The 26,069-nt window shown below is 62.5% G+C and carries 21 protein-coding genes; 6 read left to right on the top strand and 15 right to left on the bottom strand.

Annotated features, from left to right (window positions below):
* The 12 genes from leuB to BC360_RS07990 form a co-directional block, all read right to left on the bottom strand.
* On the bottom strand, positions 1 to 797 hold a 797-nt coding region (gene leuB, locus BC360_RS08045), incomplete at its 3' end, for a 3-isopropylmalate dehydrogenase (RefSeq protein ID WP_065794848.1).
* A 36-nt stretch (positions 798 to 833) separates the two neighbouring features.
* Positions 834 to 2,225, bottom strand: coding sequence for an amidase (locus tag BC360_RS08040; protein WP_065781649.1), 1,392 nt, complete (start codon positions 2,223 to 2,225; stop codon positions 834 to 836).
* A gap of 57 nt (positions 2,226 to 2,282) precedes the next feature.
* Positions 2,283 to 3,257: an ABC transporter ATP-binding protein gene (locus BC360_RS08035; protein ID WP_083222479.1), complete on the bottom strand. Its 975-nt coding sequence runs from the start codon at positions 3,255 to 3,257 to the stop codon at positions 2,283 to 2,285.
* Positions 3,254 to 4,267, bottom strand: coding sequence for an ABC transporter ATP-binding protein (locus BC360_RS08030; protein ID WP_065794847.1), 1,014 nt, complete (start codon positions 4,265 to 4,267; stop codon positions 3,254 to 3,256). Before BC360_RS08030 ends, BC360_RS08035 begins: the two co-directional genes overlap by 4 nt.
* The gene (locus BC360_RS08025) at positions 4,264 to 5,124 is read right to left on the bottom strand and encodes an ABC transporter permease (RefSeq protein ID WP_065794846.1); all 861 of its coding nucleotides are present in this window, start codon (positions 5,122 to 5,124) and stop codon (positions 4,264 to 4,266) included. The genes BC360_RS08030 and BC360_RS08025 overlap by 4 nt, the downstream gene beginning before the upstream one ends.
* On the bottom strand, positions 5,124 to 6,074 hold the full coding sequence (locus tag BC360_RS08020; RefSeq protein ID WP_065781652.1) for an ABC transporter permease: 951 nt from the start codon (positions 6,072 to 6,074) through the stop codon (positions 5,124 to 5,126). The genes BC360_RS08025 and BC360_RS08020 overlap by 1 nt, the downstream gene beginning before the upstream one ends.
* A gap of 154 nt (positions 6,075 to 6,228) precedes the next feature.
* Positions 6,229 to 7,704 (bottom strand): ABC transporter substrate-binding protein, encoded by a 1,476-nt coding sequence (locus BC360_RS08015; protein ID WP_065794845.1) that lies wholly within the window; start codon positions 7,702 to 7,704, stop codon positions 6,229 to 6,231.
* Between the two features lie 145 nt (positions 7,705 to 7,849).
* Positions 7,850 to 8,596, bottom strand: coding sequence for a glucose 1-dehydrogenase (locus BC360_RS08010; RefSeq protein ID WP_065794844.1), 747 nt, complete (start codon positions 8,594 to 8,596; stop codon positions 7,850 to 7,852).
* 20 nt (positions 8,597 to 8,616) lie between these two features.
* A complete protein-coding gene (locus BC360_RS08005) occupies positions 8,617 to 10,068 on the bottom strand; it encodes an aldehyde dehydrogenase family protein (RefSeq protein ID WP_065794843.1) in 1,452 nt (483 codons plus the stop codon).
* Positions 10,058 to 10,741: a GntR family transcriptional regulator gene (locus tag BC360_RS08000; protein WP_065794842.1), complete on the bottom strand. Its 684-nt coding sequence runs from the start codon at positions 10,739 to 10,741 to the stop codon at positions 10,058 to 10,060. The genes BC360_RS08005 and BC360_RS08000 overlap by 11 nt, the downstream gene beginning before the upstream one ends.
* A 517-nt stretch (positions 10,742 to 11,258) precedes the next feature.
* Entirely contained in the window at positions 11,259 to 12,692 is a 1,434-nt protein-coding gene (locus tag BC360_RS07995; protein ID WP_065794841.1) for a family 16 glycosylhydrolase, read from the bottom strand.
* Between the two features lie 186 nt (positions 12,693 to 12,878).
* Positions 12,879 to 13,769: a LysR substrate-binding domain-containing protein gene (locus tag BC360_RS07990; protein WP_065794840.1), complete on the bottom strand. Its 891-nt coding sequence runs from the start codon at positions 13,767 to 13,769 to the stop codon at positions 12,879 to 12,881.
* 183 nt (positions 13,770 to 13,952) lie between these two features.
* Here BC360_RS07990 and BC360_RS07985 point away from each other — a divergent pair, with 183 nt between their 5' ends.
* From BC360_RS07985 to BC360_RS07965, 5 genes are read left to right on the top strand one after another with little or no spacing between them, the layout of a single operon-like run.
* The gene (locus BC360_RS07985; RefSeq protein WP_083222478.1) at positions 13,953 to 14,945 is read left to right on the top strand and encodes an ABC transporter substrate-binding protein; all 993 of its coding nucleotides are present in this window, start codon (positions 13,953 to 13,955) and stop codon (positions 14,943 to 14,945) included.
* 49 nt (positions 14,946 to 14,994) lie between these two features.
* Positions 14,995 to 16,344, top strand: a complete 1,350-nt coding sequence (locus BC360_RS07980; RefSeq protein ID WP_065794839.1) for an MATE family efflux transporter — start codon at positions 14,995 to 14,997, stop codon at positions 16,342 to 16,344.
* Complete coding sequence (locus tag BC360_RS07975; protein ID WP_065794838.1) at positions 16,341 to 17,351, top strand: FecCD family ABC transporter permease; 1,011 nt, start codon at positions 16,341 to 16,343, stop codon at positions 17,349 to 17,351. The genes BC360_RS07980 and BC360_RS07975 overlap by 4 nt, the downstream gene beginning before the upstream one ends.
* Positions 17,348 to 18,385, top strand: coding sequence for a FecCD family ABC transporter permease (locus tag BC360_RS07970; protein WP_065794837.1), 1,038 nt, complete (start codon positions 17,348 to 17,350; stop codon positions 18,383 to 18,385). The genes BC360_RS07975 and BC360_RS07970 overlap by 4 nt, the downstream gene beginning before the upstream one ends.
* A gap of 7 nt (positions 18,386 to 18,392) precedes the next feature.
* Positions 18,393 to 19,178 carry an ABC transporter ATP-binding protein gene (locus BC360_RS07965; RefSeq protein ID WP_065794836.1) on the top strand — a complete coding sequence of 262 codons (786 nt, stop codon included), beginning with the start codon at positions 18,393 to 18,395 and terminating at the stop codon, positions 19,176 to 19,178.
* Positions 19,179 to 19,397: 219 nt separating this feature from the next.
* On the opposite strand, the gene BC360_RS07960 is transcribed toward BC360_RS07965, so the two are convergent.
* Complete coding sequence (locus BC360_RS07960; RefSeq protein WP_065794835.1) at positions 19,398 to 21,848, bottom strand: GcvT family protein; 2,451 nt, start codon at positions 21,846 to 21,848, stop codon at positions 19,398 to 19,400.
* Between the two features lie 83 nt (positions 21,849 to 21,931).
* Positions 21,932 to 22,714: a DeoR/GlpR family DNA-binding transcription regulator gene (locus BC360_RS07955; RefSeq protein WP_065781834.1), complete on the bottom strand. Its 783-nt coding sequence runs from the start codon at positions 22,712 to 22,714 to the stop codon at positions 21,932 to 21,934.
* A 214-nt stretch (positions 22,715 to 22,928) separates the two neighbouring features.
* Between BC360_RS07955 and BC360_RS07950 the strand changes: the two genes are divergently transcribed.
* Positions 22,929 to 23,978, top strand: coding sequence for a GlxA family transcriptional regulator (locus BC360_RS07950; RefSeq protein ID WP_065781664.1), 1,050 nt, complete (start codon positions 22,929 to 22,931; stop codon positions 23,976 to 23,978).
* Between the two features lie 83 nt (positions 23,979 to 24,061).
* On the opposite strand, the gene BC360_RS07945 is transcribed toward BC360_RS07950, so the two are convergent.
* Positions 24,062 to 26,068 carry a putative 2-aminoethylphosphonate ABC transporter permease subunit gene (locus BC360_RS07945; RefSeq protein WP_065794834.1) on the bottom strand — a complete coding sequence of 669 codons (2,007 nt, stop codon included), beginning with the start codon at positions 26,066 to 26,068 and terminating at the stop codon, positions 24,062 to 24,064.
* Between the last annotated feature and the right edge of the window lies 1 nt (position 26,069).

The following is a 26,069-nucleotide window of genomic DNA, read 5'->3' as shown; positions in this document are numbered from 1 at the left end:
AGCATGCCGAGCGACCCGGTCAGCATCGCCGCCACATCCGAGAGCATGTCGCCGAACAGGTTGTCGGTGACGATGACGTCGAACTGCTTGGGCTGGCGCACCAGCTGCATGCCGCCGGCGTCCGCCAGCATGTGCTCGAGCCCAACGTCGGCATATTTCGCCTTGTGGGTTTCGGTGACCACCTGGTTCCACAACACGCCCGATTTCATGACGTTGCGCTTTTCCATCGAGCAGACGCGGTTGTTGCGGCTGCGCGCCAGTTCGAAGGCAACGCCGGCGATGCGCTCGATCTCGTAGGTGTCATAGACTTGGGTGTCGATGCCGCGCTTCTGGCCGTTGCCGAGATCGATGATTTCCTTCGGTTCGCCGAAATAGACGCCGCCGGTCAGCTCGCGCACGATCAGGATGTCGAGGCCCTCGACCAGTTCCGGTTTCAGCGACGAGGCGGCGGAAAGGGCCGGGTAGCAGATCGCCGGGCGCAGGTTGGCGAACAGCTGCAGGTCCTTGCGCAGCCGTAAGAGACCGGCTTCCGGGCGGACGTCATAGGGCACGGCATCCCACTTCGGACCGCCGACGGCGCCAAACAGCACGGCGTCGGCGGTCAGCGCCTTGGCCATGTCCCCTTCCGAAATCGCCTGGCCGTGGGCGTCATAGGCCGAGCCGCCGACAAGGCCTTCGTCCGTCACGAAGCCGCTGCCAAGCTCGGCATTCATGTAGGCGATGATTTTGCGGACTTCCGCCATGGCTTCCGGGCCGATGCCGTCGCCGGGAAGGATGAAAAGCTTACGATCGGCCATTTCGGCGCTCCTGTTGTTTCAGACTTGAGATTTGATTCATGCCGCGAGCTTGGGCCAGGGCCGCTGCTGCGGGCGCAGGGTTTCGAAGGACCGCGCGAGGCGCAGGACGCCGATATCGTCAAACTGCTGGCCGATGATCTGCAGCCCGATCGGCAAACCGCCGGCCGTATAGCCGCAATTGATCGAGATTGCAGGCTGTCCGCCCATGTTCACGGCGACCGTAAACGCGATGTGCTCGAACGGTTTCTGCGGGTCATTGATCGGCGAGGCCCATTCGGCGGGATAGGAAGCCGCCGGTGCCGTCGGCGAGAGGATGAAATCAAAGCCGGTCAGCGCCGCGTGGATGGCATTGCGCATGGCGTCGATCTGGGCGAAGCCGGTATAGACGTCGCGACCGGAAAAATCCTTGGCCGTCTCGATCCAGTTGAAGATGTAGGGCAGTATCTGCGCCTGCTGTTCCGGCGCCAGGCGCGACACGTCTTCCCAACCGCGCGCCCGCCAGAAGCGATCGAGACCGTCGATCATCTCGCGGGTCAGGAAAGGCGCGACAGGCTCGATGATCGCACCGGCGTCGGCGAAGAGCTTTGCCGCGTGGCTGACTGCCTGCGCTGTTTCCTCGCAGACCGCCTGGCCGAAGCCGGCATCGAGCCAGAGGCCGATCTTCAAGCCCTTCACGTCGCCGTCGAGATCGAGCCAGGGAATATCGGCATAGGGCAAGGACATCGTGTCGCGCGCATCCGGCTTCGACAGCACCGACATGTAAAGCGCCGTGTCGGCCACGGTGCGGGTCATCGGGCCGGCCACGCGGCCGATGAAGGGCGGATTGATCGGGATCCGGCCCGCCGACGGTTTCAGACCAACGACGCCGCACCAGCCGGCCGGCAGACGAACGGAACCGCCGATATCGGTGCCGATATGCAGCGGGCCGTAACCGGCGGCCGCAGCGGCCCCTGCACCGGCGCTCGAGCCGCCTGGATTGGTCGACAGGTCCCATGGATTGCGGGCCAGCTTGTGGAAGCTGGAAAGGCCGGACGAGAGCATGCCGTAGTCCGGCATGGTGGTTTTGGCCAGGATGATACCGCCCGCCTCGCGGGTGCGCGCCGCCGGCGGCGCGTCTTCGGAGGCCGGTACCAGCGGCACGGCGGCGCAGCCGAGCGGCACGGCTGTTCCCTTCGTCGCGATGTTCTCCTTGATCGTCACCGGCACGCCATCGATCGCGCCCAGAGGTTCGTTTTTGGCCCAACGCGCTTCCGATGCTTTTGCGCCTTCACGCGCCTCGTCCGGATCGTAGGCCCACAGCGCATTGAGCTTCGGCTCTAAGGCATCGATGCGCGCGATGACGGCATCAACGACATCAACGGGAGAGAGCTTTCTGAGGCGGTAAGCCTCGACAAGATCGACGGCGGAGAAATCGGCGAGATCGGACATGGGGAAAAATTCCTGCAACAAGAGCAATTCGAGGGAATTGCAGAATTTCAAAGAGTTCTAGGCAAAGTGACAACGGGCAGACCAAGTCGGCGTCACCGGCTTGGCCTCAGGCGTTTGGGCCAGACAGAGATCCTGCCTGCGCGGACAGACGGCGGCATAGGCGCAGCCGGCTGCGGTCGTTGCGGTATGGACCGGCGTTTGCGGTGGCGTATTCGACCGGACCCGCTTGCGGCGTCCGGAGAAGGGCTTCGGCACGGCGGCCACCAGCGCCTGCGTATAGGGGTGACGCGGGTTGTCGAACACCTCGCTTGTCGGTCCCTCTTCGACGATCCGGCCGAGATGCATGACCGCGACCCGGTCGGTGATGGCGCGGACCACGCCCAGATCGTGGCTGATGAACAGATAGGAGAGGCCGAGCCTCTCCTGCAGATCCATCATCAGGTTCAGGACCTGCGCCTGGATCGAGACGTCGAGCGCCGAAACCGGTTCGTCGGCAACGATCAACGCCGGCCGGGTGATGAGCGCGCGCGCAATGGCGATGCGCTGGCGCTGGCCGCCGGAGAACTCATGCGGATATTTGTCGGCCGACGCCAGTGGCAAGCCAACCGCTTCGAGCACCTCCGCGACGCGACGGTTGCGCTCGGCGGCGCTGGTTCCCCGCTCCAGCGAAACGATCGGCTCGGAAATGATCGTCCGGACCGTATGGCGCGGATCAAGCGAGCCGTAGGGGTCCTGGAAGATCGCCTGAAATCCCCTGCGCGCCTCGCGCAGTCCCGCCCGATCCAGCGCGTAAATATCCTTGCCGGCAATGGCAACCTCGCCCGACTGCGGGCGCTCCAGACCCATGACGGCACGCGCAAGGGTTGATTTGCCGGAACCGCTTTCCCCGACGATGCCGAGGCTCTTGCCGGCGGCAAGCTCGATGCTGACGCCGTGCAGGACGCGCAAGCTGGCCTGTTTCGAAAAGATCGAAGGGCGCGGCAACGGGTATTCGCGCACCAGGTCGGTGGTCCTCAGGATGACATCGCTCATGGTGCCACCATCCTTTCGCGTGGATGAAAGCAGGCGGCGCGATGCTCCACATTCCTGTCGGTGTCGATCAGGTCCAGCGGCGGTATCGCCCGCTGACAGTCCGGCTGGACAAAGGCGCAGCGCTCGGCAAAAGAGCAATGGGCCGGCCGCGCAAAGGGATCGGGAACGATGCCCGGGATGGCGTTCAGCCTTGGTCGTCCTTCCACCTGGCGCGGCGCGAGCGCGGCTCCATGCGGCGAGGCGGCAAAAAGGCCCCGCGCATAGGGATGCGCCATCCGCGCGAACACGTCATCGGTGCGGCCGGTCTCGATGATGCGTCCGGCATACATGACCGCAATGCGCTCGGTCATTTCGGAGACGACGCCGAGATCGTGGGTGATCAGCATAAGCGCCGTGCCGGTGTCTTCGATCAGGTCGTCGAGCAGATCGAGGATCTGCGCCTGCACCGTCACGTCGAGCGCGGTCGTCGGCTCGTCGGCAATCAACAGGTCCGGTTGGCAGGCGATCGCCATGGCGATCATCACGCGCTGCCTCTGGCCGCCGGAGAGCTGGTGCGGGTAAAGATCCAGATTGAAGCGCGGCGCCGGCAGACCGACCCGGTCCAGAAGCGCACGCGCCCTCTTCTCGGCATCGGCCCTGGTTTCGCCGAGATGAAGGCGCCGGCCTTCGGCGATCTGCGCACCGATCGACTTGACCGGATTGAGCGCCGTCATCGGCTCCTGAAAGATCATCGCGATGCGCCGGCCGCGATAGCTGCAGTACTCGGCTTCCGGCAGGCCCGCGAGGTTCCGGCCGTCGAACAGCAACTCGCCGCGAACCCGCATGCGTTGCGGCAGAAGGCCCATCACGGCAAGCGCCGTCATGGATTTGCCGCTGCCGGATTCTCCGACGATACCGAGGCGTTCGCCGCGATCGAGCTCGAGATCGACATCGCAAACGATATCGACCTGGCTCGTGCCCGCTGACAGCTCGACCGACATTCCGGCCATTCGTAGCAATGGTGCTGTCATCTTTGTCGCCTCACGCGCGGGTCGAGAATGTCGCGCAGGCCATCGCCGAGAAGGTTGAGGCCGAGCACGGCGAAGGTGATTGCAAGTCCCGGGAAGATGGCAAGCCACGGCGCCTGATAGATGAAGGTCTGGGCGTCGCTCAGCATCTTGCCCCAGCTCGGCATCGGCGGCTGGGTGCCGAGGCCGACATAGGAGAGCCCGGCTTCGGCAACGATTGCCAGCGCGAACTGGATCGTCACCTGAACCAGCAGCACGTGGTTGATATTGGGCAGGATGTGCAGAAACGTGATCGCCACGTCGCCGCGGCCGGCGCAGCGGGCCGCCTGCACATATTCGCGTTTCCACAGCCCCATCGACGCGCCGCGCGTCACGCGGGCAAAAACCGGAATATTGAAGATGCCGATGGCAATCATGGCATTGGTCGCGCCGGGGCCGAAGATGGCGGTGATGATGACCGCCGTCAGCAGCGCCGGAAAGGCGAAGGCAAGGTCGCTCATGCGCATCACCAGGCCGTCGACCCAGCCGCCGCGCGCCGCAGCCCAGGCACCGAGCGGTACGCCGATGCCGGCGCCGACCAGCACCGCGACGATCGAAACTGCGATCGAGTTGCGCGCGCCGACCATGATCATCGAAAGGATATCGCGCCCGAAATTGTCGGTGCCGAACCAATGGGCAAGGCTCGGCCCCTGAAGCTTGTCGCGGAAATTCATCGCCGTCGGCGAGAAGGGCGTCCAGACCAAGGAAACCAGGGCCATCGCCACGAGGATGGCGGTGACCGTCACGCCGAACATCAGGCTTCGGCTGCCAAGCAGTTTCGAGAAAAGACCGGGCTCTGAAGCGATCGCTGGGTTGCTCATCAGTGGCCTCCCCGCGACAGGCGCGGATCCAGATAGCCGTATACCAGATCGACGAGGAAATTGATGGTTATCACGGAGGCAGCCAGCAGCGTCACCAGCGTCTGGACCGTCACCAGGTCGCGCTGAGCGATCGCCTGGAAGACCAGCCGGCCGATGCCCGGCAGGTTGAAGACGTTCTCGATGATGATCGTGCCGGCAAGCAGGAAGGAAAACTGCAGGCCGATGATCGTGACGACGGGGATGAGCGCGTTCGGCACCGCATGCTTCCAGAGAGCGCCGGCGCGGGTGAGGCCCTTGGCGCGGGCGGTGCGGATGAAATCCTCCCCGAGCGTTTCGATCACCGCGGAACGGGTGACGCGCCCGAGAATGGCGGCGAGCGGCAGGCCGAGCGCAAAGGCTGGAAGGATGAGGGAGTGCAGGCCGCTCCAGATGCCGCCTTCCCAGCCGGCAAAGCCGGAGGCCGGGAACCAGGCGAGTTTCAGCGCGAAAAGCAGAATGAAGAGCAGGGCAAGCCAGAAATTCGGGATGGCGACGCCCACCTGGGCGATACCCATGACGACGGTGTCGCCAGCCTTGCCGCGATTGGCCGCGGCATAGACGCCGATCGCGATGGCGACGACGACGGAGATCGCCATGGAGAGCAGAGCGAGAGGCAACGTCACCAGGATGCGTGGCCCGAGCAGTTCGCGGATCGGTACCGAATAGGTAAGGCTCATGCCGAAATCGCCGACGACGAAGCCGCCGATCCAGTGGAGATAGCGAATCCAGATCGGTTGATCGAGGCCGAGTTGCCGGTGCAGTGCCGCAATCGCGTCCGGGTCGGCATTCATGCCGAGCATCAGCACCGCCGGGTCTCCGGGCAGCACCTGCATCAGCAGAAAGACGATGACTGAGGCGACCAGTGTCGTCAGAACGAGCGACACGAGGCGACCGCCAATAAAGGAAATCACATCAACCTCCCGGAATGAGCGAGCGCTGACCGCCACCGGGTGCGGCGATCAACGGCAGATCTGCCTCCGCCCCTACGGCAAGGGGGCGGAGGCCAGAGCGGGATGAGGAAAAGTGTATGCGGTTTTCCGCCCGCATCCCGCTCCAACGAATTGATCAATTTTCCCAGTAGGTCTGGGTCTGGTCGTCGGCCGGCACCGGCATGTTCTTCCAGAGGCCCTTCACCTTCTTGTTCCAGACGCCGATCTTCGGCAGCGCATAGAGGAAGACGTTCGGCTCGTCGGCCGCCAGCTTGCGCTGGAGTTGGCCAGCGAGGTCCGTCTGCTCGGCTTCCGTCGAGGCGAGCGTGAAGGACTTGTAGAGCGCCTTGTATTCCGGGTTCTGGTAGTTGAAGTAGTATTTGTCGCGAGCATAGATATCGAGGTCGCGAGCCTCGGCGTGAGCGATGATCGTCGCGTCGAAATCCGAGTTCTTGAACACCTGGTCGAGCCATTGCGCGAATTCGATCGGAACAAGGTTCACCTTGATGCCGACTTCGCTGAGCATGGCGGCGATGATCTCGCCACCGCGGCGCGCATAGGCCGGCGGCGGCAGCATGATGGTCATCTCCATGCCTTCGGCACCCGCCTCCTGCAGCAATTGCTGCGCCTTGCCCGGGTCATAGGGATAGGTTTCGTTCAGATCGACATAACCGGGCTCCACCGGCGAATAGTGCGAGCCGATCGTCGTGCCGAAACCCGAATAGGTGCCTTCGACCAGAGCCTTCCGGTCGATCGCATGGGCGAGCGCCTGGCGGACCCTGACGTCGTTAAATGGCTTGCGGGCATTGTTGAGGGAGAGCACCACCTTGCCGGAGGTGCTGCCGACCTCGACCTGAAGGTTGGGATCGCTCTGGAACTGGCTGACGAGTTCGGCGGCCTGGAACATCGGGAACGCATCGACGTTGCCGGCGAGAACGGCCGCAGCGGCAGCGGACGGATCGCTGATGAACTTGAAGGTGACTTCGGTGAGCTTGGCCGGTTCGCCCCAGTAGTCGGCGTTCTTTTCCAGCACGACCTTGTCGCCCTTCGCCCACTCCTTGAACGTGAAGGGGCCGGTACCAACAGGCTTGGTCTTGTTGTTGGCCGCCGATGACGGCGCGATCATGACCGCGTCACCCCAGGCCATGTTGAACAGGAAGTTGGATGCTGGGCGCTTCAGGGTCACGACCGCGGTGGCCGGATCCGGGCACTCGGTCTTTTCGATCGGCTCGAAGAGGCCCTTCTGCGCATTGGTCGAGTCGGCCGATACGGCGCGTTCATAGGAGAACTTGACGATCGAGCAGTCGAAGGGCGTGCCGTCGTGGAACTTGACGCCCTGACGAAGCTTGAAGCTGTAAGTCTTCTGGTCGCCGGAGACGGTCCAGCTCTCGGCCAAGAGTGGCTTCACGGTGCCATCCTCCACCACGCGCACCAGACCTTCGAACAGGTTCCCATAGGTGATGTAGCGGATCGGCGCGGCGGCACCCGCGGTTGGATCGAGGCCCGGCGGCTCCAGCACCTGGCCGACGGTAATCGTATCCTTGGCCATGGCCGTCGTCAGCGATGCGGCAATGAAGCACGAGGCAAGCGCCCATTTCGTCAAGTTAAGCATGGTTCCCCCGCTTTGCGGTTTGGTTGTTTATGGTCCTGCTGCATGTTTCCTTTAATCGTATTCGATTGGAGGACAAAAACATGCAGCACTTCAAAGTGTTACAGCGACCTTAGCGCGTCTTAAAAGACGCGCGGCGCTGTCGTCATCAGATCGAACGTCCGCCGTCGACGTCCAGTGCAACGCCGGTGATCATCGACGCCTGCGGCGATGCGACGAAGGCCGCCGCCTCGGCGAGATCCTCGGGCTTCAGCAAACGTCCCAAGGGAATGGAGTCGCGGAACTTCTTGCGAATTTCCTCGCTGTCCTCACCCATGAAGGTCGCCAAAAGCGGCGTTTCGCCGGCCACCGGATTGAGCGCGACGACGCGAATGTTGAAGGGCGCGAGTTCGATCGCCAGCGCCTTGGTCGCGGAGACGACCCAGCCCTTGGTCGCATTGTACCAGGCGAGGTTCGGCCGCGGCCGGTTGGCGCCGGTGGACGCGATGTTGACGATCACGCCGGACTTGTTCTCCTTCATGTGCGGCAGCAGCGCGCGCGTCATGAGATAGACGCCGCGCACATTGACGCCGAGGATCCGGTCGAACTCGTCCGGCTCGACAAGTTCGGCGTTCTGCGGCTTGTGGCCGATGCCGGCATTGTTGATCAGGACATCGATGCGCCCGAATTTTTTCAGGCCGGCCGCGACGGCGGCTTCCACATCCGCCTGCTTGGCGATATCGGCGACGACGGCAAACGCATTGCTGCCGAGTTCCTTGGCCACCCGCTCCGCCCCGGCGACATCGCGGTCGACGACGACCACCTTTGCACCGCCGTCGATGAAACGCTTCGCAATACCCTCGCCGAAGCCGGAGCCCGCGCCGGTGATGAGAGCGATCTTACCTTCTAGTGACATTTGTTCCTCCCGACGCTGAACTAGCCGTGGTAGACAGAAATGGTTTTCATGCTGGCGAAGCCGTAGAGGGCCTCGAAACCCTTCTCACGACCATGGCCCGATTTCTTGACGCCGCCGAAGGGCAGCTCGACGCCGCCGCCGGCGCCATAGTTGTTGACGAAAACCTGACCGGCGTGGATGGCGCGCGCCATGCGCAGCTGCCTGCCGCCGTCGTTGGTCCAGACGCCGCAAACGAGACCATAGGCGGTGCCGTTTGCGAGACGAACGGCCTCTTCCTCGCCGTCGAACGGCATGATCACCTGAACCGGGCCGAAGATTTCTTCCTGAACCGTCCGATGCTCGTGCGGCACGTCGCGCAGCAGCGTCGGCGCGACATAGGCGCCCGCGGCGGGTGCGTCGGCGACGATCTCACCCTGCGCCGCAATCTTCAAGCCATCCTTCGCCGCATCAGCAAGGAAGCCCTCGACGATCGCCTTTTGCCTGTGCGAGACGACGGGGCCGAGCGACAGATCGGCATCGGCCGGACCGACCTTGAGCGCACGGTATTTTTCGCTCATTCGCGCCACGACCTCTTCGTAGATGGCGCGCTCGATGAGGATTCGCGACGAGGCCGAACAGGTCTGGCCGGCGTTCTGGATCCCGGCGTTCACCAGGAAGGGAACGGCCCGGTCGAGGTCCGCATCGGCAAAGACGATCTGCGCCGACTTGCCGCCGAGCTCAAGCGTCACCGGCACCGCATTCTTCGCCGCCGCCGCCTGCACCATTTCTCCGGTTCGAACCGAGCCGGTGAACGAGATGTGGTTGACATCAGGGTGTTCGGAAAGTGCGGCACCCGCTTCCGAGCCAAATCCGGTGACGACGTTCAACGCACCGGGCGGCAGGCCCTCTTCTTCGGCGATACGCGCAAACTCCAGGATGGTCAGGCACGCCTCTTCGGCCGGCTTGACCACCGCCGCATTGCCCATCGCGAGCGCCGCGCCGAGGCTGCGGCCAAGGATCTGCATCGGATAGTTCCACGGGATGATATGCCCCGTGACCCCATGCGGCTCGTAGACCGTCAGCACGGTGAAGCCGTTCTGGTAGGGGATGGTGTCGCCATGCACCTTGTCGGCGGCGCCGCCATAGAATTCGAGATAGCGGGCAAGCGCGACGACGTCGGCCCGCGCCTGCGTCAGGGGTTTGCCGACGTCCTGCGCTTCGAGTTCCGTCAAGAGGTCGATGTTGCGCAGCACTGCCCCCGAGATCCGGCTCAGCACCCGCCCGCGCTCGGTTGCGGTCATCTGCCCCCAGTCGCCGGAGAGTGCCGAACGTGCCGAGCGCACGGCCAGATCGATGTCGTCCCGGGTACCCCGGGCAATGCGCGCGAATACCTCGCCGTTGGAGGGGTCCCGCACGGCGATGTGCTCGCCGCCGACTGCGTCCTGCCATTTGTTCGCGATGAAATTGCCGTAGGTCTTCACATCATGCCTCATTGTCGGTCTGGCGCTGCGGGATCAGCGTTTTCAATCTCATTGCCGTCGCGTGGATATGCGCACGCGCCAGCTTCTCGGCCTGATCAAGGTCCCTGGCCGCAATCGCCTCGACAATCATCCGGTGTTCGGCAACCGCGGCGCTGGCGCGTTCGCTGGAAAGCGAAAAGGCCGGAGCAAAGACCTGCGAGGTCATCCGCAGAAGCGGCCCGAGCGACGCCAGCGAGGCATTGCGCGAGGCACTGACGATTGCCTCGTGAAAGATGACGTTCGACTGGGTGTAGGCGCCGGGATCCCAGCGCTCGACGATCTTTTGCTGCCGCTCGATCTGTTTTGCGAGTTCCTTGATTTCGGATGCGGTTGCGCGCTCGGCGGCGTTGCGTGCCGCCACGCCGTCCATCGCCTCGCGCACGGCATAGGCGTCCAGAAGCTTCGGCAGGTCGGCGGTGGCCACCCTGACGCCGCTGCCGGGCTTGTTGACAACGAGCCCGTCGCGCTCCAGCACCCGCAAGGCTTCGCGAAGCGGCGTGCGACTGATGCCGAACTCTGCGGCGATCCGCTCCTGGCGCAACGTTGCCCCAGGCGCATAGACGCCGGCATAGATGCGCTCGCGAAGCGCCTGGGCAACTTCGTCAAGAAGGCGCGATTGACTTCGCCATTCGAAGGTCTGGTTCATTGATCCCTCCCAAGATCGACGCAAATTGTATCCAGGATACAGGCGATGTCAATTGCATTGATGCGCCGGCACACCGCACCGCGTGATCGAGGCCGGAAGAGAAGAGTCCGACTGCGACATCGCCGCCGGCCGGACCAAGACCGGCACCGGTCATCCGACGGGTTGGCAAGAAATCAATCTAGGGAGCGGTCGATGCGTCCTGGAGATCTTGCCGGAAGATCTCATCAATCCTCTGCCGGTCTGCGCGTGGCTCCGAACGAGCTGTGCGGTCGAGGTCGACGCCCATGACGGCTGGCGAGACATTTCACTGGTGCTTGAAGACTGCGCTCCGGAGCGCCTGACTGCGCAGGCGCTCGCACCTTTCGATCTCGGCGATGGTGACCTCGCGCCCTATCCAAACGAGGCATGGACGGGCATGCTGAGGACACCGCCCATCAAAGTGAAAACGCCATCGAAGATGGTTTGCGCGTTGTCTCAGCAGGGCGTCCAGCAAGATGCTCCACACCTATTCGACAAATCAGGACAACCAGTCGTCCATCGGCTGCGCTTCGCCACTCGCCGACTGCGTTTGATCCAGAGAGTAAGCATGAATGTAGTCGATCCGCATTTCCGCCCCATCGCCGAAGTCTGCGTTCGGCGCCCCCGCCGTTCCTCCCACGGCGAGATTGACCACCATGTACATGGGTCCGTGCATGTCGGCGGGCGTATCGGCCCGCGCCACGGCGACGTCGTCGAAATACCAGACGATCTCATCCTCTTCCCATAGTACGCCGTAGGTGTGAAACCCTTCGGTATTGGCTACCTTGACTGCGGTCGTCTCGCTTGTCTGTTCGCCCGTCTCATTGCTGTGCACCGTCACGTTGACCGTGTTCGGCTGCTGCCCCCGCATCTCGACAACATCGAGTTCGGGGGGCCAGGTGCCATCTGCCGGCAACAGCCAGAACGCCGGCCAGGTGCCCGTTTCGGCCGGCATGTCCGCTCTGATTTCGAAATAGCCGTAAGTCTGCGCAAAGGTCGAGAAAGTCGTCAGCATGCCGGACGTGTATTCGTACCCGTCGATCTCTGGTTTCAGTGCATCCGGCGTCGGCTCTGCCTTGATCGTCAGCACGCCATCTTCGACCGAAAACGGATTGATTGCGGCTGTCCCCGCATGGGCGGGATTGATGTACCACTGCAGTTCGCCGTTGCTGGCCAAGGTTCCGCCCCTTTCAGGCGCCCACCAGAACTTCGCATCCCATACGCCCTGATCGCCATCATGAAGGGAGAGGCTGTCAAACTCGTCGGCAAAACTCAGCGCAAGGCTGGAGCGATCGAGACTAAGCTGGAATTGCTCGGGTGCCAGATCAGCTACGGTCGTGTTTGCAAACAACAGGCTCTCGCCATCGCCGAGGTTCAGCCTCAAATCCGCGCCTTCCTGTGTCGCAAGGCTGGTGACCTGCTGGAAGCTCGTCAGATCGTAACCATTCAGCCGGACCGTATCGGAACCGTCGAAGTCGACGATCAGATCGCTGCCGCCACCTCGCCCGACGACGAAGATGTCCGCGCCGCCGCCACCGACCAGAATGTCGTTGCCGCCGCGACCGTCGATCGTCTGGCTACCTGAAGCGCCCGAGATAATGTTGTCGGCATTGTTGCCGAAAGCGTGTCGGCCGCTGCCGGTGACCGTCAAGTTCTCAAAATTCTCGGGTAGGGTATAGCTCATCCAGGTGTTGATGGTGTCGACACCTGCTCCAGCCGTCTCCATGGCGCGGTTGATGCTCGAATAGAGATAGTAAACGTCATCACCTCTACCGCCCGCCATGGTGACATTGACGGAGCTATCGCCCCATATCGAGTCGTTTGCCTGAGTGCCGTAAAGCACTGGCCCCGAACCCGTCGCGGAGAACCACGCCGTAGATGCTCCACTGTAAAAAAGCGGGGTGCCCACGGCGTTGACAATCGATTTTGGCATGGTCAGCTCCTTCGGTTTCCTCCCGAAGGCAAGCTAACATCGTCCGGCAGACGCTGGCACCGCCTCGATTTATGGGTTTTTGATGTGACTTGCGGTGCTGAAGAAAGCAGGCGATGTGGCGACTATCTCAACGGTTTGCCGGCGGCAAATGATACGATCCCGGCCGCGTCGTTGCCTGCCAATCTGTCATTCAGCTCCGACGTTCGTCCATTTTTCCAACCAATCGAGGAAAATTCCTGCCATTCCGAATTCGACAGGCTTTGAAATGTCGTAAGCGCCGACGACGGGTGCCACGGACGCCGCCAAGGCGACAAGCTGACCCGATCTCAGTTCGTGTTCGATAAACAGCGGGCTCGCCTGCCCCACTCCCAATCCCGAAATACAGGCGTCAATCGACGCCTCGTCGGTGTCGAATGCGATGCTGCCGCCTCGCGGCTCGAACGTGAGGCCCGCGGAATTGCACCAGCACCGCCAAGACCATGCGTCTGCCGTGTCCAGCAGGATGGGCAATTCGAGGATGTCACTGGCCTCGAGCTGGCCCCTGCTTCCGGCTATCAATTTCGGCGAGCAAACCGCCATCGTCCTGTCCAGCAAGAACGCCGACGCCACGTCCGCAGCATCAGCGCTTCGTCGATATGTTATCGTTAGGTCGGGTCTCTCAAGCGAGCCAAGCGCCAGCGATTGGAGAACAAGATCGGCGGTCGGGTTCTCCTGCCGGAATGAGCCGATGCGCGGGATCAACCATCGACGGGCGAGCGTTATTGGAGCCTGGATAACGAGCCGCGACCGTTGCGTGTTCAAACCACGCGCGCCCGTCTCGAGCATCGCGAGAGCCGCATTCACGTACGTTAGGAAACGCTGCCCGGCATCCGTCAGCGTGATGGCGTTGTGGGACCGGTGAAACAAGCTCACCCCAAGCGTATCTTCCAATTGCTTCACTTGCCGGCTCACGGCCCCGGGAGTGAAGTGCATTTCCGCAGCCGCCAATGTCAGGCTGCCGCGCCTGCTTGCGGTTGAGAACGCGACGAGGGTGTTCAACGGAGGGTTTTTCAGGCTTTCGGCTTGCGTTTTTTTCATGCTCGCTTGAGAAACTTTCGATTGCTTTAAAGTGGACTATTAATATCAACAATCGCATAAAGCAAAGCGCTGTAAAGGCTGAGATCCCCGACTTGGGAATCGAGCCGGTCCCGCAACGGCTTGCTGAGATGATCATTATTCATGCCTGGCATATGCCGGGACCACACATCGATGGAGACCCTGATGCTACACGCCAGCTTGTGCCGCGCCGCGGCCGCAGGACATGCCATAGCTGCCTTCCTTGCCTGGAATGCATGCGTGCTGCCTGCCTACGCCCAATCGCCTTCAACGCTGAACGTCATTGACGACCGTGGCGTGATCGTTGCGGTGCCGGCCGACGCGAAGCGGGTGGCGTCGGTATCATATTTCGCTGCGGATGTGGCGCTCGCTCTTGGCATCAAGCCAGTCGCCGCCACCTACATGGTCGAGGGCCGCAATCCTGACTTCCTGGGCGGCTACCTGGAGGGCGTCAAACAGATTGGTCAGCGCGCCGCTCCAAATCTCGAGCTGCTCGCAGAGGCCAAGCCCGACATAACCGTTGCCATCCGGCGCTACACGGAAGGCAATGCCGTCCAGTATCAGAAAGTAGCACCGTATCTGGCCTACAACCTCGAACTATACGCTGACAGCGACCGCACGATCGGCCAATTGGCAACGATCCTTGGCAAGCCGGAACGCGGTCAGGAACTGAACATGCAGTTCAAGGCAGACCTTGAAGCCTACGCAGCGAAAGCTCCAAAGGATGTGCATCCGCGTTTCGTCGTGATGTGGGGTGGAGAGACGCCGTGGGTCTTTCGTTCGGAGAACATGACAGCCGCCATTCTCGTTGCGCTCGGAGGTGACAACATCGGCGGCCAGAATCCGACACCATCGGTACCCGACAACTGGGGCCTGGAAATGAGCCTCGAAACGATGCTGGAAAAGGATCCCGAGGTTATCTTCGTCTACGACTATGGTCCGGACCGTCCTCAGGAGAACAATCCGATCTGGCAACAGCTGAGCGCCGTAAAGAACGGCCGCGTCCACTATGTCGGCGATCATTGGGTTGAAGCGCATGGGCCGATCGCCCGCGAACTCGTGCTGAAGGAAGCCGCACATCTGCTTCATCCCGACACGTTCCCGGCAGTGGACGTCAAGGCCGAGGCCCGCAAGCTGATACCGGAATCGGTCAAGTAGCACCAAGTTGCCGGCCTCCCGGGGGGCCGGCCCAATCCGGACCATCGAAGTGTCAGACAGCACCCCTACCCTTCACGAAGCGCGGCGCATCGCCGAGTTGGCGCTACCACTTTCATTCATCCAACTCGCTCAGGTCGCCATTTCGACGACCGACATGGTGATGCTCGGCTGGTCCGGTGGCACTGCGATTGCGGTCGGCGCGCTCGGCTATACCTTGTTCAACCTGCTGCGGACCATGGGGTTCGGGATGCTCATCGGAGCATCCAACCTGGTGGCACAAGACAGGAGCGAGGAGGTGAGCGGGGAGCATCTTGCCGCCGCCCTGATCATGGCGTCGATCGCGGCCGTTGCTGCAGCGGTCGTGCTCGCCTTGGCAGGGTCCACGCTGGAATGGTTCGGGCAAGACCCGGACATTTCGGCGCAAGTCCGCGATTACCTGATTTTCATTGCGCCCGGCTACATCCCTTTGTTCTGGTTCTACGCCTACCGGGGTGTGGTGGTGGGACGGCGCAAAGCCAACGTCCTGCTCGCGATTACATTGGGAACCGTCGTCATCAATGCGGTCTTCGACTACGGCTTCCTGTTCGGTGCTTTCGGTCTGCCTATGCTTGGCATACCCGGCGTTGCTGCCTCCAGCTCAATTTCCTTCCTTCTGCAATTTGCCGCGGTCGCAGTCGCGACGCATCGAACGACCCGGTTTGCGCCGGTGAAGTCGCGTGCCGAGGTTGTCGGGTCTTTCCGCAGGTTGCTCGCGATCGGCTTGCCGACCGCCGGGTCTTACGGATCGGAAGCGGGCTTTACACTTGCGATCGCGCTGATGATGGGCGCATTTGGCGCTTCAGCACTTGCGGCGCACGCGGTGGTCAATCAGATCATGTATGTCGTCTTCATGCTGTCGATCGGGATGTCGCATGCGACATCCGTGGGCGTCAGCGAGGCGCTCGGCAGCAAGGACAGGAATGGAACCCTGCGCGTTGGGCGTAGCGGCTTCTGCCTTGGACTGGCTGTCGTCGGCCTCTTCTCGGTGCTGTTCTGCCTGTTTCCCGAGCCGATCCTGCGAATGTTTTCACTCGATCCGGCGTCAGCCGCCCAAACTTATGGAATAGCCCTTATCCTCATAGCGATGGCCGCGGTCATTCAAGTGTTCGATTTCGTCCAGAATATCGGCGTTGGCGCGGTGCGCAGCGTCGGCCGAGCGGGCCATGGGTTCTGGATAACGATTGCCTGCTATTGGTCGTTCGGCCTGCCGCTGGCCTGGGTGCTTGGCACGCAGACGGAGCTTGGCGCCTATGGCGTCTGGCTCGGGATGGGCGCAGGCTTGATCGCCGCCGGGGTCGGCATGGTTTTTCTCTTCGAGCAGACGGCTGCCAGGCTCGAATTTTCCCGGTCCATGTCATGAGACGGCACTCGCGTTCCGCGTCGATACTTCTATCCATTCTGGCAGGCGCACTCGTCATATTCGTTCTCGGGCTGCTCTACGGGGCCAAGCCCATGACCCTTGCCAAGGCTGTCGGCGCGCTCCTGTCTCCAAATCAGGGCACCGACGGAATCATCGTCTGGACGCTTCGGATGCCACGCAGCCTGGCGGCTTTCCTCGCGGGGGCGGCACTGGCGACCGCCGGCTTCCTGCTTCAATCGGCGACGCGAAACCCGCTTGCAGCGCCTGACCTGACGGGTGTCTCGGCTGGAGCCGTCACCGCGATCGTTACAACCTTCATATTCTTTCCCGCCGTATCGTCGGCCTACTATCCGCCAATCGGCATGGCAGGCGGCATCGGTGCGGCAGCACTGACGCTTTTTGCATCGAACGGCGGACGGGGCTCGCCACTCCACCTTGCACTTTCCGGCGTTACGGTCGCGCTTTTCCTGAGCGCAATCACGACCTATGTGCTGCTCCGCGGCGGCCCGCAATCCCCATCGGTGCTGTTCTGGCTTTCCGGCGGGTTCCAGGGTCGCTCCTGGCCACAGGTCGTTTACATGCTGCCCTGGATCGTCATCGGCCTCCTCGGCGCGCTTGTCAGCCACCGGGTGATCGGCCTGTTCGGTCTTGGCGACGAGGCGGCGGCAGGCATGGGCGTCAACACCGCCGTCTGGAAACCGATCGTGCTGATCTGCGCCATCATTCTGGTTGCCGGCGTAACGCCTGTCGCCGGCCCGATCGCATTCATCGGCCTCGCTGCTCCCCACCTCGTTCGTCTTCTGCGACCGGCAGACACGCTCTGGGCGATCCTGCTCAACATCGCACTCGGTGGAACCCTGCTGGTGACGGCGGACGCATTGGCACGCTCCGTCGCGGCTCCGCGCGAAATCCCGGTGGGCATCTTCACGGCGTTGATCGGCGGCCCGGTGTTCATCTATCTGATCCAGCGACGGCGTCTGGGAATGGCGCCGGGGCCACGCCGATGACCTCAAGCACCAACAATGCAACACGGGCGACGCCAACGCGCGCCATCCTCGCCCTTACACTTCTGGCCATGGGCCTGATATTGGTCGCGGTGCTCCTGGGCGTCGTTGATATCCCGATGACCGAGGTGATTGCGGCACTGACCGGCAACGGCTCCGAGCAGTCAGACCTGATCATCCTGACGATCCGCCTTCCCCGCATTCTGACAGGAATACTGGCCGGCATTCATTTCGCGGTCGCCGGGACGCTGCTGCAGTCCATCACCCGCAACCCGCTCGCCGACCCAACGATCATCGGCATATCGCAGGGCGCTACCCTTGCGGTGACCGTGTTCCTGTTCTTTGCCGTCTATCGCTTCAACTCAGATGCCAACACGCTTTACACACTGCCCGTTTCCTGGCTGCCATTCGTAGGCTGTGTCGGCGGGCTGATGAGCGGCCTTGTCATCTACAGTCTTGCAATCGCCAAACGCATGGCCGCGCTGCAACTGACGCTGTGCGGAATCGCCATTGGCGCATTCCTGCATGCCATTGCCATGGGCATCGTCGTCGGCTGGGGCAGCTCGCGTTTCGAGATCGTCATGCAGTGGCTTTCAGGCAGTCTCTATGCGCGCGGCTGGGAACACGTGCTCTTCCTGCTGCCGTTTACTGTGGCCGGCCTTGCCGTCCTGCCGGCGCTCTATCGGCCGGTGCTGATGTTGCGTTTCGATGAGGATGTCGCGCGATCCTTCGGTCTTTCGTACCGGCTGTACTTCAGCCTGACGCTTGGCGTCGCCTCGATCCTGGCCGCCAGCGCCGTGGGTGCCGTTGGGCCGCTGATCTTCGTCGGCCTCGTCGTGCCGCACCTGGCGCGCTTCGTCGCCGGCAGACATTTCGCACTGGTCATTCCGTTTGCCGCGCTGATCGGAGCGGCGCTTGTGACTGGAGCGGATCTGGCGGGCCGACTGGTCGGCGGCCCCGAAGAAATCCCGATCGGAGTGGTCACAGCCTTTGCTGGTGCGCCGTTCCTGTTTTTCCTGCTCCGCCGATATCGATGAGGCCGCCATGCCGTTGAGAGCCGACGAGATTACAATCAAATACGGAGCGATGACCGCGCTGGACGGATTATCGATCGAGGTGCGCCCGGGCGAGATAACGTCGCTGATCGGTCCGAACGGCTCCGGCAAGAGTACGGCGCTGCATGCTTTGGCCGGCCTTGCGCGCTGTACGCGCGGCACAGTCAGCCTTGATACCAGGCCGATCGAAACCTGGAGGCGGCGCGACCTTGCCAAGCGGCTCTCCTTCCTGCCGCAGAACCCGACATCTCCCGAGAACATGTCCGTCGAGCAGCTCGTTCGCCAGGGCCGGTTCGCGCATCTCGGTTTGTTCCAGAGCTTTTCGCGGAAGGATCTCGCAGTCGTCGACTGGGCGCTTGAACAGACCGGTCTCGTCGCGCTCTCCGACCGTGATCTCGCCAGTCTTTCGGGAGGAGAACGTCAACGGGCCTGGATCGCAGCTGCATTGGCGCAGGAGGCGGAAATCCTCCTGCTGGACGAACCGACGTCATTCCTCGATATCGGCCATCAGGTCGAAGTCCTGGAACTGCTTGATCGGCTGAGCACCGAGCGGGGCATCGCGGTCGTGCTTGCTATCCACGACCTGAATCATGCGATGGCCGTTGCCGACAACGTCATATTGCTCTCCAAGGGCAAGCTCATTTTTGAAGGTCGGAGCCAGGAACTGGCCAACACCAGCTACCTTCAGACAACCTTCGCGGTTCACGGAAATTTCGAAGCCAGCGCCTCGGGCGAGCCATATTTCCGAGTACCGCTCGCCAGCACGCCGACGTGACCACCCGGTCATGGAATGATGTTGTGGCACGGACGGTCGCTTTTTGCGACCGACCGATCGAGTACAGTGCCCCTTGTTGCCGGGCCTGTTGAGCGTGGCGATGCCGCAAACGGAGAACGTCACACGCCTCTGCCGGCGAAGGCCGAAAACTCGGCCTTGCCTTTGCCCGTCAGGCTGGCTCCTCGGTCTCCAGCCCAATCAGGTCACATTGACCCCGCTCTAAGACTTGACCCTGAGGGCTTTCGGATCGTAGGCCGGTAAGAGGTGCGGGGTCACAGAAAACCGGTCGCCTGCAAGCTCGACTTCGAACCGACCGGCCTCCATGAACGCCTTGTCAACGCCCGTGGAATGTTCGATGAGGCCAAGGGCGACGGCGCGGCCGAGCGTGTGACCGTAGGCGGCCGAGCGGACTTCGCCGACCGGCTTGCCGTCGCGAAGAACCAGCTCACCGCCCCATAGCATGGGCGATGGATCATCCACCGTGAACTGCACGATGCGCCGCGTGGGCGCTCCGTTCTCCCTGGCGGCGATCAATGCGTCGCGGCCGATGAAACCGCCCGGCTTGTCGAGGGAGAGCGCGAAGGCAAGGCCCGCCTCGTAAGGGGTGATATCCGGTGTCAGCTCGCGGCTCCAGGCGCGATAGCCCTTTTCGAGCCGGAGCGCCTCGAGCGCGTAGTAGCCGCAATCGGTCAGCCCGAAATCACGCCCGGCCTCGTGCAGCGCCTCATAGACGCCAACGGCGAACTCCGTCGGCACGATCAGTTCCCAGCCGAGTTCGCCGACATAGGTCATGCGGTTGGCATAGGCCGTGGCATAGCCTATATCGATCTCCCTGATCGTCGCGAAGGGAAAGGCCGCATTGGAGAGATCGGCCGACGTCAGCCGGGAGAGGATATCCCGTGAACTCGGCCCCATGAGCGCCAGAACCGCGTAGGCCGACGTGACGTCGGTGAGCGTCACATGCGCTTCGGCCGGCAGGTTCTTGCGGATCCAGTCGGCGTCGTGCACCGGCTGCGCCGAACCGGTGATGAGGAGGAAGCGATCCACGGCAAGCCGCAGCACGGTGAGGTCGCTTTCATAACCACCGCGGGCATTGAGCAGGCCGGTATAGACGGAACGACCGATGGCAACGTCGATATCGGCGGCGCAGATACGGTTGAGCGCGGCTGCGGCATCGCGCCCCTGGACGAGAAGCTTGGCAAAGGAGGTCTGGTCGAAGATGCCGGCCGCCTCGCGCGTTGCCTTCATCTCGCGTTTTACCGCCTCGTGCCAGTTCTGCCGGCCAAAGGCATAGTCCGTGACCGGCTTCTCTCCCTCGGCCGCAAACCAGTTGGCACGCTCCCAGCCCATTTTCGAGCCGAAGCAGGCGCCCTTTGCGGCCAGCCGATCATAGAGCGGCGAGCGGCGGAACGGCCGCGCCGTATCCAGCTCGCGGTTTGGCCAGGGCATGGCATAGTGCAGCCCCAGCGTCTCCTTGACGCGGTCATGCAGCCAGCGCGGATTGTTGTTGAAGTTTGCGAAGCGACGGATATCGACCGGCCAGAGGTCCATGGTCGGCGCGCCGTTGACGATCCATTCCGCCAGTGCGCGCCCGGCGCCGCCGGCGCTGGCGATGCCCATCGAATTGAAACCGGCGCCGACGTAGAAATTCTTCAGTTCCGGTGCCTCGCCGAGCATGAAGTTGTTGTCGGGCGTGAAGCTTTCAGGGCCGTTATAAAACTTCTTCACCTCGGCCGTCGCCAGTTGTGGCACCCGCTGCAGGGCACTCTGCATCAGGACTTCGAACTGGTCCCAGTCATCGGGCAGCAAGGCGAATTCGAAATCATCGGGAATGCCCGCCATGCCCCACGGTTTTGCCTCCGGTTCGAAGCCGCCCATGACGAGGCCACCGACCTCTTCCTTGAAGTAGATGTAGCCGTCCGGATCGCGCATGACCGGTAGGTCAGGATGCACGCCTTCGATCCTGCCGGTCACGATGTACATATGCTCCGCCGAATGCAGCGGCACCGACACGCCGCACATCAGCCCGACCTTGCGCGCCCATTGGCCGGCGCAATTGACGACGATCTCGGCGGCGATTGTCCCTTGATCCGTTTCCACGCCGGTAACCGCGCCATCGGCAACGGTGATGCCGGTGACGCGCACGCGTTCGATGATGCGCGCACCGCGGCTGCGCGCGCCCTTTGCCAATGATTGCGTCAGATCGGTCGGGTTGGCCTTGCCGTCACCGGGCAGCCAGACGGCGCCCACCAGGTCATCGATCGCCATCACCGGCCAGAGGTCCTGGGCCTCCTTCGGCGAAATCACCTCGATGGCAACGCCCTGCGCGCGGGCGGACGCCGCCGTGCGCTTCAGCACCGTCATGCGATCGACCGATCGCGCCACGGAAACGGAGCCGCAGTTCTTCCAGCCGGTGGCGAGCCCGGTTTCGGCCTCCAGTTCGCTGTAGAGCTGCGTCGAATATTTGATGAGGCTGGTCATGTTCGCGTGGCTGCGCAGCTGGCCGACAAGACCGGCTGCGTGCCAGGTGGTGCCGCCGCTCAATTGCCCCTGCTCCAAAAGCACGACGTCCGTCCAGCCGAGCCTGGTCAGGTGATAGGCGACCGAACAGCCGATAATGCCGCCGCCGACGATGACGACCTGTGCCTGCGTTGGAAAATTCTGAGCCATGAAACAACCTCCCGAAGCCATGGAAGGCCACACCATAGCAAGGGAAGAGCAAATAACAAGACAAAAAGTTACAAAATATTACATTACGCCGCAACGATCAGGCCGGGACCTCTGCGCTCCAGCGCCTCGCAGATCGCCTGCGGCGGTCGCGCATCGACGATTACCCCCGTTGCCAATTCGAAACGCGGAATGCGCAGCGGCGTCAGCCGGCCGAATTTCGAGCTATCGAGAATGAAGTAGGTCTTGGCCGCCATCGCGATCATGCGGGAGCGCTGCTCGGCCCCGTTGCGGGTAAAGTCCGTCACCTCGCCGTCTGGCGACAATCCGCCACCGCCGAGGAAGGCCACATCCACCCGGAAATGGCCGATCGCCTCGAGCGCATCAATGCCGACGGCCGCCTCTTCCGCCGGATCGATCTCGCCACCAAGCATATGCACGCGGACGAGCGGCTGGCGGCACATCTGCAGCGCGATGGAGAGGGAAGTCGTACAAATCGTTAGGTTTTTCCGCTCCACCAGCGCATGAGCCACCGCAAGCGTCGTCGTGCCGGAATCGAGAAAGACGACCATGCCGTCGCGCACGAGACCGGCTGCAGCCCTGCCGATCGACGCCTTCGCCGCCGCATTCTCCCCACGCCTCTCTGTGAAGGCGGCTTCGGTCGCCTCGAACAGCGTCGCGCCGCCGTGAACGAGATCGAGCTGGCCGCGCTCCGCCAGATGCTTCAAGTCGCGGCGGATCGTCTGCCGCGACACATCGAAGAAATCCGCAAGCTCGGTGATGCTGACCGTACCGTCTGCGGCCAGACGGCGAAGGATCTCGCCATGACGGCGGGGGGCAAGGGCTCGGGCGTTTTGAGTATCTGACATGCGGATATCTGCGTTCATTTTTGGCATTTTGACAAGACACGCCGCAAAACGCGCCGCCGCAATCCAATTTCGTCTTCATTTTCCCGACTTGAAGCGCATCAATTCACCGATGCGCGCACAATGACATACCGATGGATGTCTATTTATGTTGCATAATGTAACTATTCTTTGCATCATGTTTCGAGCAATCATTGACGCAAAAGGAGGCAGAGCAGTGCAACAGGCATGCACACAAGGCCGCCGCTTCACATTCTACCTGCTCGACGGCTTCACGCAGCACGCATTCACTGCCGCGCTCGAGGCGCTTCGCCTTGCCAACGATGTCCTGGGCAGGCCGCACTATAGCTGGCTTATCCTCACGCGCGATGGCCAACCTGCGCGGTCGAGCTGCGGAATGCGCATGGTGGCAGACGCAGCACTCACCTCGGAGCAGGACGGACTGCATCAACCGGGGCGTCCTCACATGATCGTGGTCTGCGGCGGCCGTGCCGTCCCTCCCGCCGACGGAAAGGCCGAAGGCTGGCTGCGGCTGTCCCGGCGGAGCCGGGTTCCCGTCGCCGGGCTCGCAGGCGGCCTCTACAGCCTGGCGCGGGCCGGCGTGCTCGATGGGCGTCGTTGCGCCGTGCATTGGGAACACTTTCCAGATTTCTCCGAGCGGTTCTTCGCGACGAAAGCCCGTCAGACGGCATTCGAGATCGACGGCGAGCTTTTTACCTGCGCCGGCGGCAATGCACCATTCGACATGTTCCTGCGCGTTGTCGAAGACGATCTCGGCCGGGACGTGGCAAATCGCGTTTGCGAAGTGGCTCTGTCGGAACGGGTCCGCAAGGCCGGAGAGCGCCAGCGGCTGCCCCTTCAGACCCGCGTCGGCATCGACAACCGGTTGCTGATCGGCATCATCGAGCAGATGGAGGCGAACCTCACCGAACCGTTGAAACTTGCCGACATGTCTACCCCGACAGGATTGTCGCGTCGTCAAATCGAGCGCCTATTCCGCCGCGAGATGGGGCGGTCCCCCAAGCGCTACTATCTCCAGATGCGGCTGGAACGGGCGCACCTGCTTCTCGTCAATTCGTCGCTTCCCGTCTTCGAGATCGCCGTGGCATGCGGATTTTCCTCGGCTTCCCATTTCTCCCGGACCTACCGGGACACCTACGGCTGTACGCCGCAGCGCACGCGCCTGGCGGAACACGAGCACCGCCAGCCTCCGCGCTCGATCTCGACAGAAGGTGATAGCGTATTGCCAGACAGGAAGGTCGCCTAGGCGACCTTCCTGGTTTCCATCTCAAGACGGCCGGGCGTGAAGGATTGCACGCTGACTGCCACCCTGTGCCGATGCCGGTGGGGCTACCGCCACGCCTGCGTGCGCGCGAGCAGTCCGCGGGAGACCACCGCGTGGATGAGTTTGGCGACGACATTGGTGTAGAAGATCATCATGCCCATGGCGGCAGCCGGTGCGATGTCGCCCGCGTCGTCCATGTTGAGCACGGCAACCGAGGCAAGCTTGGTGTCCGCGGCATAGAGAAAGACCACGGCGGAAACCGTCGTCATGGCGTTGACGAAGAGATAGATCCCGATGTTGAGGATCGCCGGCAGGCAGACCGGCAAAGTGACGCGGAAGAACAGCCGGTGAAAGGGTTGCTTGAGCGATGCCCCAACGGATTCGAATTCCGGATCCATCTGCTTCAGCGCGGTCAGGGCCGTCAGGTGCGCAACCGTATAGAAGTGTGTCACCGTGCAGACGACGAGGATCGTCATCGTGCCGTAGATGGAGTTGAGCGGATTGGCTGGGTTGTTGAAGAAGAAGATATAGGCAAGGCCGAGCACCATGCCCGGCACGGCCATCGGCATCATGGCGAGGAAATGAAAGACGCTCCGGCCGAAGCGGAACCCATCGGCCTTCTCGACCATATAGGCGCCGGCAAAGACGATCACCGAGCCGAAGAATGCGGTCAGCAAGGCGAGCTTGATCGAGTTGGCATAGGCCGCCCACCCGCCGCCATCCATCAGATCGAAGGCAAAATTCTTCGTCGTCAGCGTCAGGTCGTATGGCCAGAACTTCACCAGCGCCGCGATCTGGCACATGGCGATCATGCCGAGAATGAACAGGCTGACGAGGCATGCGAAGGCAAAGCAGAAGCCGTCCATGCGCACATTGCGCTTGGGCGCATAAGGCACCGCGCGCGCCGAGAGCAGCGCCACCTGGCGCTTCTGCATCCGGCGGTCGACGGCGAAGGCAAGCACCGCCGGCACCAGGAGAATGACGGAGACGACCGCTCCCATCTCGAAATTCTGCTGGCCGATCACCTGCTTGTAGATATCGACGGCCAGCATGCCGTATTGGCCGCCGATCACCTTGGGCAATCCAAAATCGGTGATGACCAAGGTGAAGACGACGAAGGCGGCCGACACGAGGCCGTAACGCGCGCCCGGCACCGTCACGGTGGTGAAGGTGCGCCATTTGCTGGCCCTCAGCGACGCCGCGGCCTCGTAGTGGCGCGCATCGGCGACGGACAGGGCCGTCAAGATGATGAGGAAGGCATGCGGCAGCGTGAAGAACACCGAGCCGATGACGATGCCGATCGGACCGTAGATGGAGTAGCCCATCAGCCAATCCCTAAAGACACCCTGATTGCCGAAGAGATAGACGAGCGCAATACCGGGCAAGAGCGACGGCACGAGGATCGGTATCGTGAGGATACCCCGGAAGAGCCCCTTGAGCGGCATGCAACTGCGCGTCAAGGCATAGGCGAGCGCAAAAGCGATCGAGACCGTCACCACGGTGCTGATCGACGCCATCAGCACTGAATTGTAGATCGAGCGGGCGAGCGCCGGCGTCGAGAAATAGGTCTTGAAGTTTTCGATGCCGAGGCTGCTTGCCGGGCGCAGCACGACCCGCCGAAATGCGGCGGAATCGTATTCGCGCCAGGCCGTGCCCTTCTCCAGAGTGGAGCCGACGAGAAACGCGGCATCGTCCGTGACGCCACGAATGCGATAATGGACGGGGCTGCGGAAATTGAACTGCGGGAAGAATTTCGTAACGGCCAGGCGTCCGTCCGAATTGGTGGCGAGATCCTTTTTCGCGACGACGCCGAGTTCTTTGTTGAGCGCATCCGCCGTGACGGCCGTTGCCCAGTTCGCGCCCGTCTCGTCGCTCACCTGAAACTCGAAGGCGCTCAGATCGAAGCGGTAAGTCGAAAGCGACTTGGACAGCATGACGAAGAGCGGCGCGCCCAAAGCGACGATCAGGTAAAGCCCGATAACGGCCATGAAACCGAGTTTGACGAGATCGTCTCGGGAAGCCTGCTGCCGCAGCCTTCTTGCCGGTGGTGCATAGTCGATCGCGATGCTCATC

This window comes from Ensifer sp. LC163, assembly GCF_001695855.1.
Lineage (GTDB): Bacteria > Pseudomonadota > Alphaproteobacteria > Rhizobiales > Rhizobiaceae > Ensifer.
The sequence above is the reverse complement of the archived record's forward strand: the minus strand, read 5'-3'. Positions and strand labels throughout refer to the sequence as shown.

Coding starts and splice junctions, on each gene's coding strand:
- BC360_RS07990 (WP_065794840.1), bottom strand. CDS start 13,769: ATGAAAAAAACGCAAGCCGAAAGCCTGAAAAACCCTCCGTTGAACACC.
- BC360_RS08025 (WP_065794846.1), bottom strand. CDS start 5,124: ATGAGCAACCCAGCGATCGCTTCAGAGCCCGGTCTTTTCTCGAAACTG.
- BC360_RS08000 (WP_065794842.1), bottom strand. CDS start 10,741: ATGAACCAGACCTTCGAATGGCGAAGTCAATCGCGCCTTCTTGACGAA.
- BC360_RS07970 (WP_065794837.1), top strand. CDS start 17,348: ATGACCTCAAGCACCAACAATGCAACACGGGCGACGCCAACGCGCGCC.
- BC360_RS08015 (WP_065794845.1), bottom strand. CDS start 7,704: ATGCTTAACTTGACGAAATGGGCGCTTGCCTCGTGCTTCATTGCCGCA.
- BC360_RS08010 (WP_065794844.1), bottom strand. CDS start 8,596: ATGTCACTAGAAGGTAAGATCGCTCTCATCACCGGCGCGGGCTCCGGC.
- BC360_RS07945 (WP_065794834.1), bottom strand. CDS start 26,068: ATGAGCATCGCGATCGACTATGCACCACCGGCAAGAAGGCTGCGGCAG.
- BC360_RS08040 (WP_065781649.1), bottom strand. CDS start 2,225: ATGTCCGATCTCGCCGATTTCTCCGCCGTCGATCTTGTCGAGGCTTAC.
- BC360_RS07985 (WP_083222478.1), top strand. CDS start 13,953: ATGCTACACGCCAGCTTGTGCCGCGCCGCGGCCGCAGGACATGCCATA.
- BC360_RS07955 (WP_065781834.1), bottom strand. CDS start 22,714: ATGTCAGATACTCAAAACGCCCGAGCCCTTGCCCCCCGCCGTCATGGC.
- BC360_RS07975 (WP_065794838.1), top strand. CDS start 16,341: ATGAGACGGCACTCGCGTTCCGCGTCGATACTTCTATCCATTCTGGCA.
- BC360_RS08030 (WP_065794847.1), bottom strand. CDS start 4,267: ATGACAGCACCATTGCTACGAATGGCCGGAATGTCGGTCGAGCTGTCA.
- BC360_RS07965 (WP_065794836.1), top strand. CDS start 18,393: ATGCCGTTGAGAGCCGACGAGATTACAATCAAATACGGAGCGATGACC.
- BC360_RS07960 (WP_065794835.1), bottom strand. CDS start 21,848: ATGGCTCAGAATTTTCCAACGCAGGCACAGGTCGTCATCGTCGGCGGC.
- BC360_RS08005 (WP_065794843.1), bottom strand. CDS start 10,068: ATGAGGCATGATGTGAAGACCTACGGCAATTTCATCGCGAACAAATGG.
- BC360_RS08035 (WP_083222479.1), bottom strand. CDS start 3,257: ATGAGCGATGTCATCCTGAGGACCACCGACCTGGTGCGCGAATACCCG.
- BC360_RS07995 (WP_065794841.1), bottom strand. CDS start 12,692: ATGCCAAAATCGATTGTCAACGCCGTGGGCACCCCGCTTTTTTACAGT.